This window comes from Corynebacterium sp. HMSC036E10, assembly GCF_001836265.1.
Lineage (GTDB): Bacteria > Actinomycetota > Actinomycetes > Mycobacteriales > Mycobacteriaceae > Corynebacterium > Corynebacterium coyleae.
Map to the genome: position 1 here is coordinate 27,359 of NZ_KV827965.1, position 14,036 is coordinate 41,394.

General features: G+C 61.7%; 11 protein-coding genes. 8 read left to right on the forward strand and 3 right to left on the reverse strand.

Annotated elements, in window-relative coordinates:
* The first annotated feature begins 126 nt into the window (after positions 1 to 126).
* From HMPREF2736_RS02880 to HMPREF2736_RS02905, 6 genes are all read left to right on the forward strand, one after another.
* The gene (locus HMPREF2736_RS02880) at positions 127 to 1,296 is read left to right on the forward strand and encodes a Fic family protein (protein WP_070828847.1); all 1,170 of its coding nucleotides are present in this window, start codon (positions 127 to 129) and stop codon (positions 1,294 to 1,296) included.
* A 278-nt stretch (positions 1,297 to 1,574) separates the two neighbouring features.
* Positions 1,575 to 2,936 carry an SLC5/6 family protein gene (locus tag HMPREF2736_RS02885; RefSeq protein ID WP_070828848.1) on the forward strand — a complete coding sequence of 454 codons (1,362 nt, stop codon included), beginning with the start codon at positions 1,575 to 1,577 and terminating at the stop codon, positions 2,934 to 2,936.
* Between the two features lie 144 nt (positions 2,937 to 3,080).
* Positions 3,081 to 4,322 carry an inorganic phosphate transporter gene (locus HMPREF2736_RS02890; protein WP_083316681.1) on the forward strand — a complete coding sequence of 414 codons (1,242 nt, stop codon included), beginning with the start codon at positions 3,081 to 3,083 and terminating at the stop codon, positions 4,320 to 4,322.
* A gap of 12 nt (positions 4,323 to 4,334) precedes the next feature.
* Positions 4,335 to 4,592 carry a hypothetical protein gene (locus tag HMPREF2736_RS02895; protein ID WP_070422082.1) on the forward strand — a complete coding sequence of 86 codons (258 nt, stop codon included), beginning with the start codon at positions 4,335 to 4,337 and terminating at the stop codon, positions 4,590 to 4,592.
* A gap of 432 nt (positions 4,593 to 5,024) precedes the next feature.
* Entirely contained in the window at positions 5,025 to 6,293 is a 1,269-nt protein-coding gene (locus HMPREF2736_RS02900) for an amino acid permease (RefSeq protein ID WP_070828849.1), read from the forward strand.
* A gap of 17 nt (positions 6,294 to 6,310) precedes the next feature.
* Entirely contained in the window at positions 6,311 to 6,814 is a 504-nt protein-coding gene (locus HMPREF2736_RS02905; RefSeq protein ID WP_070422080.1) for a flavodoxin domain-containing protein, read from the forward strand.
* Here HMPREF2736_RS02905 and HMPREF2736_RS02910 read toward each other — a convergent pair.
* From HMPREF2736_RS02910 to HMPREF2736_RS02920, 3 genes are all read right to left on the reverse strand, one after another.
* Complete coding sequence (locus HMPREF2736_RS02910) at positions 6,811 to 7,230, reverse strand: DUF488 domain-containing protein (protein WP_070422079.1); 420 nt, start codon at positions 7,228 to 7,230, stop codon at positions 6,811 to 6,813. The genes HMPREF2736_RS02905 and HMPREF2736_RS02910 overlap by 4 nt on opposite strands.
* Before the next feature lie 131 nt (positions 7,231 to 7,361).
* Positions 7,362 to 7,799: a hypothetical protein gene (locus HMPREF2736_RS02915; RefSeq protein ID WP_070771136.1), complete on the reverse strand. Its 438-nt coding sequence runs from the start codon at positions 7,797 to 7,799 to the stop codon at positions 7,362 to 7,364.
* A gap of 262 nt (positions 7,800 to 8,061) precedes the next feature.
* Positions 8,062 to 8,517 carry a hypothetical protein gene (locus HMPREF2736_RS02920; protein ID WP_070422077.1) on the reverse strand — a complete coding sequence of 152 codons (456 nt, stop codon included), beginning with the start codon at positions 8,515 to 8,517 and terminating at the stop codon, positions 8,062 to 8,064.
* A gap of 264 nt (positions 8,518 to 8,781) precedes the next feature.
* Between HMPREF2736_RS02920 and HMPREF2736_RS02925 the strand changes: the two genes are divergently transcribed.
* Both HMPREF2736_RS02925 and leuS read left to right on the forward strand, forming a co-directional pair.
* Positions 8,782 to 10,518 carry an ATP-binding protein gene (locus tag HMPREF2736_RS02925; protein WP_070828870.1) on the forward strand — a complete coding sequence of 579 codons (1,737 nt, stop codon included), beginning with the start codon at positions 8,782 to 8,784 and terminating at the stop codon, positions 10,516 to 10,518.
* Between the two features lie 213 nt (positions 10,519 to 10,731).
* Complete coding sequence (gene leuS / locus HMPREF2736_RS02930) at positions 10,732 to 13,566, forward strand: leucine--tRNA ligase (RefSeq protein WP_070828850.1); 2,835 nt, start codon at positions 10,732 to 10,734, stop codon at positions 13,564 to 13,566.
* Positions 13,567 to 14,036 lie beyond the last annotated feature (470 nt).

Genomic DNA, 14,036 nt, shown 5'->3' on the forward strand with positions numbered 1-14,036 from the left:
GGCACTTACGCATATCGAGCCCTGCATATGAACGGAAACGGGCACGTCGGTAAGGCCACCGAAACCTTGGCGGTCCGCGCAAACTGCCAAACTTAAGTCCGTAAGTTTGGTGGTAGCGTCAAAATCATGACTTGGCCCAAGGTTGGTAGTGAGACGCTGCCGTGGACACCGTCGCCTGCTGGGTACTCGCGGCGGGCGATTCGGAATGCGCCGCGTCAATACGCAGCGGCCGTGGTGCCACGCATTGCCAACGAACGCGTTGCACTGTCGCAGGAGACGCAGACGATCCTGGACGCAGCAACGATTGAGACGGTTCGTTTCGACGCCACCGAGGCACACCGGGTCGTACCGTTTACGCCGTTGTTGTTGCGGAGCGAGTCGGTGGCGTCGAGTCGGATTGAGAAGCTGACGTCGTCGGCAAGGAAAGTGCTGGAAGCCGAGGTGACTGGACGAGGCAGCGCCAACGCGAACCTCATCGTGGCCAACACACGGCAGATGGCGGCGGCGGTGGAGAACGCGCGGGCGGACGTCCAGGGGATCGTGGAGATGCACCGAATTCTGTTGGGGCAGTCTTCTCCGAACATCGCAGGGCGGCTGCGTGACCAGCAGGTTTGGATCGGCGGTAGCGACCACTCCTCCGCCGGCGCTCTGTTTGTTCCGCCGCACCACCGGCACCTCGAGACGTTGATGAAGGACCTCGGCACGTTCATGCAACGCGACGACATGCCGGCGCTGGCGCAGGCGGCGATTGCGCACGCGCAGTTTGAAACGATCCACCCGTTCGCCGACGGCAACGGCCGCACAGGGCGAGCGCTCGTCCACGTGTTAATGCGGAGCCGTTGCTTAGCGACGACCACCGCACTGCCCATCTCTGCCAGCCTCCTCACCGACACCACACGATATTTCGCAGCACTGGACGCGTACCGCGCTGGTGATGTCGATAGCACCGTCCAACTGTTCGCCCGGGCATCGATCGAAGCCGCACGGCGCGGAGCGTGGTTGACAGAAGAGCTCACGCAGATCCGCAACGAGTGGAACGGCCTGCTCACCGCACGTGCCGATGCCCTCGCCTGGCGAGTCCTCGACCTCCTCGTGCAGCGCCCCGTACTGACAACCGCCACCGTGTCCGCAGAGTTCAGCGTGTCAGCGGAGACCGCCCGCAACGCACTCGAGCGCCTGGAAGTCGACGGGATCGCCGTGTCCGCGCAGTTAGATAAGCGCCAACGCGGGTGGCGCTCCCCCGACGTGCTCGAACTTCTCGACGAGTTCGCCGACCACGCCGGCCGCCGAATCTAGCGCTGGCCGCGGTTGCGTCGTTACCAGTTTCCGTTTCGGCTCTCACGCTGCCCCTCCAGGCTTCATATGCAGGTCTCGATATGCGTAACCCCTGGTCACGGGGTTTCCGGGGAAAACGGCCGAAATTTCGGAAAACGCTCTGACCGGCACTTACGCATATCGAGCCCTGCATATGAACGTAACGCCCCCGACTCACCTTGGCGTTCCGCACGAACCACCGACAACCCCACCGCACAAAAACACGCAGCGTGCCGGAGGCGCCTGTACCGTAATTCTTTATGACTAACGCGGACCTGCCGGAGCAGTACAGCGATGAACACCTGGAACTCGCGCGTGACGAGTTCGACGCGGAGAACCTCACCGACGCGGACATTGACCAGATCAAGGAGCACCGCGAGGGTGACGAGCCCGACGGTTCGTTTATGCGTTGGGTGATCACGCTTTTCGGCACGGGCGTGGGTGCGGGCATCCTGTTCTTGCCGATTAATGCGGGGAGTTTCGGGTTCTGGCCGTTGGTCGTCGCTACGCTGCTTATTGCTCCGATGGTGTTTTTCTCACATCGGACGTATGCGCGCATTGTGGCGGCGTCGCCGGTGAAGGGCCTGGATGTGCTGCAGGTGATCACGGCGCTGACGGGCCGCAAGCGGGGGTTCGCCTCGGCGGTGCTGTATTGGTTGGGGATTTATCCCACGGTGTTGATTTACGGCATTTCGATTACGAACACGCTGGACAGTTTCATCGTCAATCAGTTGGGTGGCGCGCAGGTGGACCGGTGGGTGCTGGCCACGGTGTCGGTGGGCATCATGACGGGTGCCTACGCGTTGGGCAAGAAAATCACGCTGTGGATCGCGAATGCACTGGTGTATCCGCTGATCATTGCGCTTGCGGCGGTGTCGTTGTATCTCATTCCGCGGTGGGACTTTGCCAGTTTCCGTGGCTACGAGTCGGATGTTCCGGTGTGGCAGGGCCTGCTGCTGATTCTGCCGGTGTTGGTGTTTTCGTTCAGCCACATGGCGGCGTTGAGCCAGTTCGCGTTGGATGTGCAGAAGAAGAAGGACGGCGACGTTGAGGCTGTCGAGCGTGAGGTGTCCAAGGTGGAGTTGGTCACGGCGCTGATGCTGGTGGCGTTCACTATGTTTTTCGTGTGGTCGTGCGCGCTGTCGCTCGGCGCGGAGGGTATGGATGCGGCGCGCGAGCAGAATGTGCCGGTGCTGTCGTATCTGGCCAATGAGACGGATACGCCGTTCATGGCGTGGATGAGCCCGATCATTGCCATCGCTGCGATTGTCACGTCGTACTTCGGTCACCTCCTGGGGACGGAGGAGGGCACCGGCTATCTCGTGCGCGTGGTCGCGCCGGGCTTTGCGTCTCGCGTATCGACGACCACCCTGCGCTGGTCCGTCAACATCTTCGTCTTTGTCACCGCGGTGTTGGTGGCGGTGGCGAACCCGTCGATTCTGGACATGATTTCGGTGGTCGGCGGTATTTTCGTTGCGTTCTTGGTCTACATCATGCCGGTGTTGCTGTTCCATAAGGCGGTGGCGTTTAAGCACTACGCGCGTCGCCCGGACACGATCTTTGTGCTCGTGGTGGGGTTGGTGATCATGGGTGTCACTGTGTGGAACATCGTGGCTGGCTAACTACCCCCAGAAGGTGAACGCTAGGTGCCGTAGGCCGGAAACCCCCAGGTAAAGCAAAGTAGCACCAAAGGGCTTGGTAAACGGGAGGTTAATGGCGCGACCGTGAGTTTCTTAAGTGCTAATTAGGGCGCATAATGCCAGGATGTGAGCATCACTATCCTCCTCGTCCTAATTATTGTTGTGGCGCTGTTTTTTGATTTCACGAACGGCTTCCATGACACCGCGAATGCGATGGCGACGTCGATTGCTACTGGCGCGTTGAAGCCGAAGACGGCTGTGGCGTTGGCTGGCATTTTGAACCTCATCGGCGCGTTCTTGTCGGTGGCGGTGGCAAAGACCGTAGCCAACGGCATTGTGAAGCTAGACGTGTTTGACCTCAGCGACACGGTTGAATCGGAGCGGCTCCTGCTGGTCGTGTTCGCGGGCCTGACGGGCGCCATTCTGTGGAATTTGTTTACGTGGCTGTACGGCATCCCGTCGTCGTCGTCACACGCGCTGTTCGGCGGCCTGATTGGCGCGGCGATCGCGGCGATTGGCTGGCAGGGCGTCGTGTGGGGCGGCGTGCTGCACAAGATCATCCTGCCGGCGTTGTTTGCGCCGTTCGTGGCTGGTCTCGTCGCAATGATTGGCACCTGGCTGGTGTACCGCCTGACGTCGAATGCGGAGAAGGAGCACCGCGACAATTACTTCCGTTGGGGCCAGATTGGTACGGCGTCGCTGGTGGCGTTGGCGCACGGTACGTCGGATGCTCAGAAGACGATGGGTGTGATCTTCCTGGCCATGGTGGCCGCGGGTCAGTTTGATTCGGATCACACGATGCCGTTTTGGATCCAGGCGTCCTGTGCGCTCGCCATCGCGATTGGCACCTACTCGGGTGGTTTCCGCGTGATCCGCACCCTGGGCAAGGGTCTGGTGGAGATTCACCCGCCGCAGGGTATGGCTGCGGAGACGTCGTCGGCGGCGATCATTCTGACGTCGTCGCACTTGGGCATGGCCTTGTCGACGACCCACGTCGCCACCGGTTCCATCATGGGCTCCGGCCTGACGGGCCCGAAGGGCGAGGTGCGCTGGGGCGTTGCCGGCCGCATGGCCATCGCGTGGATCACCACCCTGCCGATCGCCGCGTTCGTCGCGTTCGTCACCTGGTGGGCAGCCCGCTGGGTCTCGGATCTTGGTGGCGACCCCGTGTGGGGCGGCATCATGTTGGCAGTGGTGCTTGTGATCTGCGGCGGTTACATGTTCATCGTGGCGCAGCGCGAGCCGGTGCACCGCGACAATGTCAACGATGACTGGGAGAGCGATTCGCTTATCGACGAACCCACCACCCCCCACCGCGGCGAACCCGCCCACATCGTGGATACGACCCGCGGCCTGGACCACCAGTAAAGAGGTATAGGCATGCTTGAAATTCTGAAGTCTCTGTTGATGGTGCTCGGCACCGGCTTGCTGCTCGGCGCTGGCCTGCCGGCGTTGTTCTCGTTGAGCATCCACTTCCTGTCGCCTGAGGAGGACGGCACGGCACCCGTGGGTGCGCGCCGGGTGATCGGCTGGGTGTTCCTGGCTGTGGTGCTGGTGGCGGTGGTGGCAGCGATTCTGTTGATCGCTCGCGAGCGCATTGAGTACTTCACCGGATGGGACCCGTATCCGTTCCTCTAGTCACATGCGTCACATTAATTTTTTAGTGTGTATGCAGGGATTATTCGCAAGGGCCAATCGTTGGTGTTGACAAACTATTTGGCCCGGCCTAGGGTTGCCTCAAGATGAACGGAAGGTGAACAACCTTCACGCTTTGAAAGGAGGTGAACCCGCATGATGAACCTGTTCGACCAGATTCGCGCGTGGTTCCGCGATGAGGATCGTGGCCTTGCCACGCACATCGACGTGTCCCCGTTGGCAGTCCTCCCCCGCGCATAAGCGGTAAACGGCATGTACGCCCGCGTCCCTGAGGTTTGGGGCCGCGGGCGTTTTTCGTCGATAAGCAAAGGCGTGGTCTATGATCCGTGTGGCGTATGACACCCCCTAACGAGGAAGGCGACATTGACCACACCAGCGCGTGAATTTAACTTAGACCATCTGACAGATGCGGACATGCGGCAAATCAAGGCCGAACGTGCCGCTGACGCGCCCGACGGCAGCACCCTGTCCTGGGCGATCACCCTGTTCGGTACCGCAGTCGGTGCGGGCATTCTGTTCCTGCCTATCGACGCCGGATCGTTCGGCATCCTCCCCCTCATCTTCATCTCGCTGCTGGCGCTGCCGATGGTGTTCATGTCGCACCGCACCTACTCGCGCATCGTGTCGGCCTCCCCGGTGAAGGGCCTCGACGTCCTGCAGGTGGTTACCGCGCTGTCCGGCCGCACCCGCGGGCTGATGACCGGCCTGATGTACTGGCTCTCCATCTACCCCATCGTGCTGATCTACGGCGTGAGTATCACCAACACGATGGACAGCTTCCTGGTCAACCAATTGGGCGGGCCGCAGCTGCCGCGTTGGGTCCTGGCGGCGCTGTGCGTGGGTGTGCTCACCGGCGCCTACGCCATGGGCAAGAAGGCGACCCTGGCGTTTGCCAACATCCTGGTCTACCCGCTGATCATCGCGCTCGCGGCCGTGTCCATCTACCTCATCCCCCAGTGGGACCTGGCCAGCTTCCGCTCCTACGAATCCGACACCCCAACCTGGCAGGCGCTGCTGCTGATCCTGCCGGTGTTCGTGTTCTCCTTTAGCCACATGCCGGCGATCTCCCAAGCATCCCTCGACGCGCAAAAGCGTTTCGACGGCGACGAAAAGGCCACCGAGAAACTCGTCTCCAAAATCGAAGCCATCTCCGCGATCATGCTCGTCGGCTTCACCATGTTCTTTGTCTGGTCCTGCAGCCTCGCCCTCGGCGCCGACGGCATGGACGCCGCCCGCGAGCAAAACATCCCCGTGCTGTCCTACCTGGCCAACGAAACCCACGCGCCGTTCCTGGCGGTGCTCTCCCCCATCGTCGCCCTGTGCGCCATCGCGTCCTCCTACTTCGGACACGTCATGGGCGCGGAGGAAGGCACCACCTACCTGGTGCGCGCCGTCGCCCCGAAGTTCGCGGACCGCATCAGCCCCAAGGCGATGCGCTGGGGCATCTACGTCTTCGTGTTCGTCACCACCGTTGCTGCAGCCGTGATCAACCCGTCCATCCTGGACCTGATCTCTGTCGTCGGCGGCGTATTCATCACCTTCCTGGTGTACATCGTGCCGATGCTGCTCTTCCGCAACGCCAAGGCCTTCCGCCGCTTTGCCAACAAACCCGAAACGATCTTCGTGTTCGTCCTCGGCGTGATCATCATGGGCGTCGCCATCTGGCAGATGTTCGCCGGTTAGGTGACACAATAAGAGTCATGGTTCGGATCTATTACTCCACCGTCTATGGCTCGACCCGCGAGTACGCCGAGGAGCTCGCATCGCTTCTCGACGACACCGCGCAGCCGATTCCCTCCACCTCGCCTTCAATCGACGGGCCGGTGGTGGTCCTCTCCCCCATCCACGGCCCGTCGCACGCCGGCGCGAAGTTTGTGAAGTCGCTGCCGGCCGACGTGCCGGTGGCGCTGGTGACCGTGTGCATGTCTACGGCAGCGCCCGAGACCGACCCGGCGGCAGGTCTTCTCGGCAAACGTGCCGACTCCGTCACCCGCTTCTACCTGCCGGGCCGGATGAACTACTCAGGGCTGTCGCTCAAGCACAAGATGGTGATGCGCGGGCTGGTCACCGCGCTGAAGGCCAAGGGTAACCTCAGCGCCTCCGAGCAGGACACCGTGGATATGTACGGCAAAGACACCGACTGGGTGGCCTTTGCGGCGTTGGACCCGGTGGTGGCATGGGTTCGTCGTCAAGCGGACGCTTAAAGGTGCACGACCTCGACATCGCTGTCCTGCTCGGCCAGGTAGTCCGCCGCCACGGAACGGTGGCAGACGTCGGGGTCGGGTTCTGAGCAGAGGAGCACGGAGGCGTCGGCAAGTTTCGGCATCGCGCGCTCGTCGAACTCTGCCCGCAACTTCTTCGCGAACTCCTCGAACGGCAGGCCCTCCTTGCGGTAGGCGTGCATGAGGTCCTCGCTGGGCGCGAGGGCGAGTTCGTGGGTGTAGCCGATGCCCGCGATGGTGTCGAGGAACCACGGCAGATCGGACTGCTTAGTAAAGCCCGCGAGCTGGTTCGAGTTGTGGCGCCGGATATCGACGACCTGCTTGATGTCGTTGTCACGCAGAATGTCAAAGAATTCTTCGGCGGTCTTCTTGCTGTATCCAATGGTGAAAAGGTGCATACCCGCGAGGCTAGTTGCGGCATTGCGGACTCCGCATTGCGGACAATTGGGTCCGTACCAACGATTGGTCGTGGCCAACGAAAACGCCGCTCCGGTATTCGCCGGAGCGGCTTTGGTGTTCTATATCGAAATTAGAACGGCAGGAATTGCTGGATCATCGGGCCGACGACCGGGGCGAGAACGCCACCGATCAGGACCAGAGCGGAGATGACGGTGCCGGTGATGACCAGGGCCTTCTTGGTGTCGGTCATCGGTTGGGACTGGTAGTTCTCCCGGTTAGCGCAGGCCTTGTATGCATTAAAGGTCTCGCGGCCGTCAATGGTTGCGGAGTCGCTGGAGCCGAAGGCCTCGGCCATGTCTGCGGAGCCTACAACCTTTGCATCGAGCTCCGGATTCATCTTCAGGTACTCCTGGGCAGTGTCTGGAGTGATGTTATCGATGCCCATGGCGGTGACAACGCGGCAATTGTGGTTGAGGTTGGACATCGTGTTGGACGCAGCGTTGGCGTCAACAGCGCCGAGGGAAAGGGCCATGGTTGCTGCCAGGGTGGCTGCGGCGATCTTCTTCACAGGGAAACTCCAATTCTTGGACAGGGGAAAAACAGGTTCCACTTATGAAGATATTCCCATGTATGGCGGGTGACAATTACGGTCGCCGAAAGGGAATTTCGTCACCCCTGTTCGGGGCACCGCAGGCACCGCAGGTGCCGCAGGTGTCACGGGCATTGCGGACTCCGCATTGCGGACAACTGGGGGCGCACCAACTATCGGCGCCGGGCAACGAAAAAGCGGCCGTTCGGTGAGGAACGGCCGCGTGGTGTCGTCGCAAAGATTAGCGCGGGAGGAACTGCTGGATCATCGGGCCGACGAACGGCGATGCCAGACCAGCGATTGCCAAGATCACAGCGAGCACGGTGGAGCCGATGATGGCAGCCTTCTTGCCCGCGGTCATATCGGCGGTCTTGTAGTCCACGCCCTTCTTGCAGGCGTCGATGGCCTCGAGGTTGTTGGCGCCGTTGATGAGCTCCTGGTCGGAGGAGCCGAAAGCCTGGCCGAGGTCAGCGCTGGTGCGCACCAGGCCGTTCTTGTTGTCCGGGAGGATGTCCTTGACCTTTTCGTCAACCTTGGCTGGTGCGACCTCGATCTTGTTCTTCTGGCCATCGAGGGTCAGAACGCAGACGCGGTCGTCGCCCGTGCCGCGCATCTCGTTGGTTGCGGCGTTGGCCTGAACAGCGCCGAGGGAAAGGGTCATGGTTGCTGCCAGGGTGGCTGCGGCGATCTTCTTCACGGGAGCTCCAAGTCTTAGAGGGGAGTTATGAACAGCTATCAATATAGCCAGTTGTCGTTATTAATTTGTAATGTAGGGACATTTTGGGGCGAATAAATGCGCAGGAAACAATTCCGAAAGATATAGAAAGATATCGGAACAATTCTCTGACCTGGGGAAACGTCTGTAGATGCCTGCCCGCAAGCCCGCTATATCTTTTCTATATCTTTCAAATCCCAAAAACGGCCCCGAAAACAATTCCCTGGGGAAATGTACAATCGCACCATGGTTACGGAATCTGCCTGGGATGACCTTCTCCCCAACGTGCGCGATGCGCTTCAGGCGATCAACGATGGGGCAACGGCGGACTCGCAGGAGTCGCTCATCTTGGAGTTCAAGGAGGACCCCGCTGCTCGAGGGGCAGGGCAGGCGGAGAGGGAGCGGTTCGTCGACAAGTTGGTGGATGAGGCCGTCTGCATGGCGAACGGGGAAGCGGCCATGGGGTACATCGTGGTGGGTGTCGCCGACAAGGTTCCCGGGAGGGAAGCGTTCACGGGTACCAAACTGGATGAAGAGAAGATCACGCACCGGATCTTCATCAAGACGAACCCCAACATGAACGTCCAGGTCACGGCGTTGGATGCGTGGGGTGCAAGGCTCGTTGTTATCCACATCCCTGAAGCGCGGGCGTTGTACACGCGTAGCGACGGCGCCGCGAAGAAACGCACCGCAGACGGCCAATTCTCCTGCAAGGAGATCACGGAAGAGGAGCGACGCGCTATCGACGCGGCACGTCGCAACCCGGACTACTCAAACGGACCAGCCGATATCTCGATAGACGACTTGCCGTTAGCGGTAGTTGACGAGGCACGCAGGATGCTCCGCCAACACCGCAGGACACGCGGCCTCGATGCTGCCGTCCCTCAGACCACAACGGGACTGTTGCGGGAACTTGGGCTTTTGCGTGACGACGGCAAACTTAAACGCGCCGGCGAGATTCTCCTGGCCAGTCCAGAACCAACGGACGTGGTTGTGCGCCACCTTTGGCGGACGTTGCCGGGTGAGGAACCCCGGGCGACGTTGATTTCAGACCCGGTCCTGCTGGCACTGCCCCGCCTTCGCCGACTGATCACCGAAAACGGTGACACTGAGATTGAACGGGTCCAGTTTGACGACGGTGAAGAGGTTGCCATCAGCCGTTTTCCCGAGCAGGCCGTTGATGAAGTTGTTGCGAATGCATTCATTCACCGCGACTGGCGACTGCCCGGCCCGGTGGTTGTCGAGCAGTCCAATCGAACGCTTAAAGTCACCTCCCCTGGCCCACTCCCGCCAGGTGTGACCCGGGACAAACTCCTATCTACGTCCTCGGTTCCGCGGAACAACCGGCTGATGGCGGCAATGCGCACGCTGGGGTTGGCGGAAGAAAGCTCTCGTGGTTTTGACCGTATGTGGGCAACCATGCTCCGAACCGGACGCAGTGAGCCGGAGGTTATCGCAACCGATGTGAACGTCCAAGTGATTCTGGCTGCACAAAAACCGGACGTGGACTTCATCAAGGGGCTGAGGAGGCTGTCGAAGCGTTACGGGGAGGTTGTCGTCGATAGTGTGGCGTCCTTGATTGTGTTGTGGCACCTCAACTCCGCAGCGCTCATCACGGCAACGACCGCAGTGCAGAAAACCCAGCTCACATCGCTTGAAGTTAGGGAGCTCATGGACGACCTTGTGGAGCGCGGCCTCCTCGATTCCGTAGCCGACGCAAACGAATGGACACTCAGTGGCGAGGCTCGGAAACTTCTCAACTTGGGCCAGGCGGGCGAACTGGCAACGGTCAGTATTCAGGAATGGATCGAAGCAAAGCTTCTCGACGGCGAAACCCTCCGGTCCGCCGACATCGCCGATCAAACTGGCGTCAGCGTTGCAGAGGCGGGCAGAATCCTGCGACACCTTCGAAGCCTCGGTAGGGCAAAGATCGATCCGGAAGGTCCCCCTCGTGGCCGCGGCACCCGCTGGATTCGCGCGTAAATCCGCGCAGAAAACAATTCCGAAAGATATAGAAAGATATCGGAACAATTCGCTGACCTGCGGAAACTGCGGTAAAAGTCCGGCCGCAAGCCTGCTATATCTTTTCTATATCTTTCAGGCCCTAAAAACGGGCCAGAAAACAATTCCCTGGGGAAATGGCGTTCGGGGCGGAGGTCGTCGATAAGCAATGCCTGTTCACTACACTGCATAACCATGACTGAGGCGACCCCGCACCGCTATACGGCCGAGCTGGCCAATGAGATCGAGAAGAAGTGGCAGGCGTACTGGCGCGACAACCAGACGTTTTACGCACCCAACCCGGTTGGTGACCTTGCTCCGCAAGGCCAGACCGAGCTGCCCAAGGACAAACTCAACGTTCAGGACATGTTCCCCTACCCGTCGGGTGCGGGGCTGCACGTCGGCCACCCGCTGAGTTACATCGCGACGGATGTGTACGCGCGCTACAACCGCATGCTGGGCAAGAACGTGCTGCACACGCTGGGGTATGACGCGTTTGGTCTGCCGGCGGAGCAGTACGCCATCCAGACCGGCACCCACCCGCGCACGACCACCGAGGCAAACATTGCCAACATGCGCCGCCAGCTGGCCATGCTGGGCCTCGGCCACGACCCGCGCCGCTCCGTTGCTACCACGGACCCGGAGTTCTACCGCTGGACGCAGTGGATCTTCCTGCAGATCTACAACGCCTGGTTCGACGAGGAGCAGCAGAAGGCTCGCCCGATTGAGGACCTCGTGCGTGACCTCATGTCCGGCGCTCGCCAGACCAAGGACGGCCGCAACTTCCGCGACCTGACCACCGAGGAGAAGCACAAGGCTATCGACGAGTTCCGCCTCGTCTACCTCTCCGACTCCATGGTCAACTGGTGCCCGGGCCTGGGCACCGTGCTGGCCAACGAGGAGGTCACCGCCGAGGGCCGTTCTGAGCGCGGCAACTACCCGGTCTTCCGTAAGCGCCTGCGCCAGTGGATGATGCGCATCACGGACTACTCCGACCGTCTGCTTGACGACCTTGACCTGCTCGAATGGCCGGAAAAGGTCAAGAGCATGCAGCGCAACTGGATCGGCCGGTCCCGCGGCGCAGAGGTCGTGTTCGAATCGCCCGCCGGCGACATCACCGTCTTCACCACCCGCCCCGACACCCTGTTCGGCGCGTCCTACGTGGTGCTCGCGCCCGAGCATTCGCTTGTCGACGACCTCGTGGCCGACTCCTACCCCACCGACGTCGACACCCGCTGGACCAACGGCGAAGCCACCCCGCGCGAAGCCGTCGACGCGTACCTGCGCTCCATCGCCGCCAAGTCTGATGTGGAACGCCAGGAAAACAAGGAAAAGACCGGCGTGTTCCTGGGCACCTACGCGGTCAACCCGGTCAACGGCGAGCAGGTCCCGATCTTTATCGCCGACTACGTGCTCACCGGCTACGGCACCGGCGCCATCATGGCGGTCCCGGCCCACGACGAGCGCGACTACGAGTTCGCCACCGTCTTCGGCCTGCCGATTACGCCTGTTCTGGACGGCGACGTCTCCGAAGCCGCCTTCACCGGCGACGCCACCCACATCAACTCCGCCAACGAATCCGGCCTGGACCTCAACGGTATGGGTAAGGATGAGGCGATTGAAGCGGCCCTTGGGTGGGTCGTCGATAAGCAAAAGGGCTCCGAGAAAATCCAGTACAAACTGCGCGACTGGCTGTTTGCTCGCCAGCGCTACTGGGGCGAGCCATTCCCCATCGTGTACGACGAAAACGGCCAGGCGCACGGCCTGCCGGAAGACATGCTGCCCGTCGAATTGCCGCAGGTAGAGGACTACAACCCCGTCGCCTTCGACCCCGAAGACGCCGACTCCGAACCCGCCCCGCCGTTGGCCAAGGCCACCGACTGGGTCGAAGTCGAACTGGACCTCGGCCACGGCAAGCAGAAGTACTGGCGCGACACCAACGTCATGCCACAATGGGCCGGCTCCTCCTGGTACCAACTGCGCTACATCGACCCGACCAACACGGATGCACTGGTCGACATTGAAAACGAGCGCTACTGGACCGGCCCGCGCCCCGACGAGCACGGCGCCAACGACCCAGGCGGCGTTGACCTGTACGTCGGCGGCGTCGAACACGCCGTGCTGCACCTGCTCTACGCACGCTTCTGGCACAAGGTGCTTTACGACCTCGGCTTTGTCACCTCCAAGGAGCCCTACCGCCGCCTGTTCAACCAGGGTTACATCCAGGCCTACGCCTACACCGACTCCCGCGGCGTCTACGTCCCCGCCGCCGAGGTCGAAGAGAAGGACGGCCGATTCTTCTACCAGGGCGAAGAGGTCAACCGCGAATACGGCAAGATGGGCAAGTCCCTGAAGAACTCTGTCGCACCCGACGAGGTCGTCGAGGACTACGGCGCCGACACCCTGCGCGTCTACGAAATGTCCATGGGGCCTTTGGACACCTCCCGTCCGTGGGCAACCAAGGACGTCGTCGGCGCACAACGCTTCCTGCAGCGCCTCTGGCGCCTGGTCGTATCCGAGGCCACCGGCGAGGTCACCGTGGTGGACGCTTCGCTTACGGAAGACGACCTCAAAGCCCTCCACCGCACCATCGCCGGCGTACGCGACGACTACGCCCACCTTCGCGACAACACCGTCGCCGCGAAACTCATCGAGTACGTCAACTACCTGACCAAGACCTACCCGTCGGGTGCGCCTCGCGACGCCGTCGAGCCGCTGGTCCAGATGGTCTCGCCGCTGGCCCCGCACATCGCCGAAGAACTCTGGTCCCGTTTGGGCCACCCCGAGACCATCACGTTCGAGCCGTTCCCGGAGTTCGCCGAGCAATGGCTTACCGACGACACCGTCGAGGTCCCCGTCCAAATCAACGGCAAAGTCAAGGCCCGCATCGACGTGGCCACCGACGCCTCTAAGGACGACCTCGAAGCCGCCGCCCTTGCCGACGACCGCGTCGCCGCCTTGGTGGACGGCAAGACCGTAGTCAAGGTGATCGCGATCCCGGGCCGCATGGTCAACCTCGTGGTCAAGTAGGGGTTCTGCTCGGGTTCTGCTGCCCTACCCTTTCTCATACCCTTCCCAAAAAAGTTCCCCGGATTCGGTCGAACCGGGGAACTTTTTTGTGCCCTGCCCGATCTGTCCTGGGCGTAGTGAATTTTCTTAGCCCGCCGGACGAAGAAAGTTCCTCGCCCGGGAACTATTTTGCCGGTGATGCCCAAAATGCCCGGCCTGCCTCACCCCGGGCGCCCCGCCGCCTCACCCCGACCCGCGGGCTCGGCTCGACCCCGCCGCCTCACCCCGACCCGCGGGCCCGGCCCCACCGCCCCCCCCACCGCCCCGTCCGGCTGACAGATCACGGCGGAATCTGTCAGGCGTCGGTAAACGTGCAGGTCAGAAAACGTTCCTGACAGATTTTGCAAAGTTTGTCAGGAGGCGGCCCGGGCAGCGCCAACGTTCCGGCCCGGCGTCCCACCGCGCAGGGTTGTTAAACTCGGCTGGGCAAA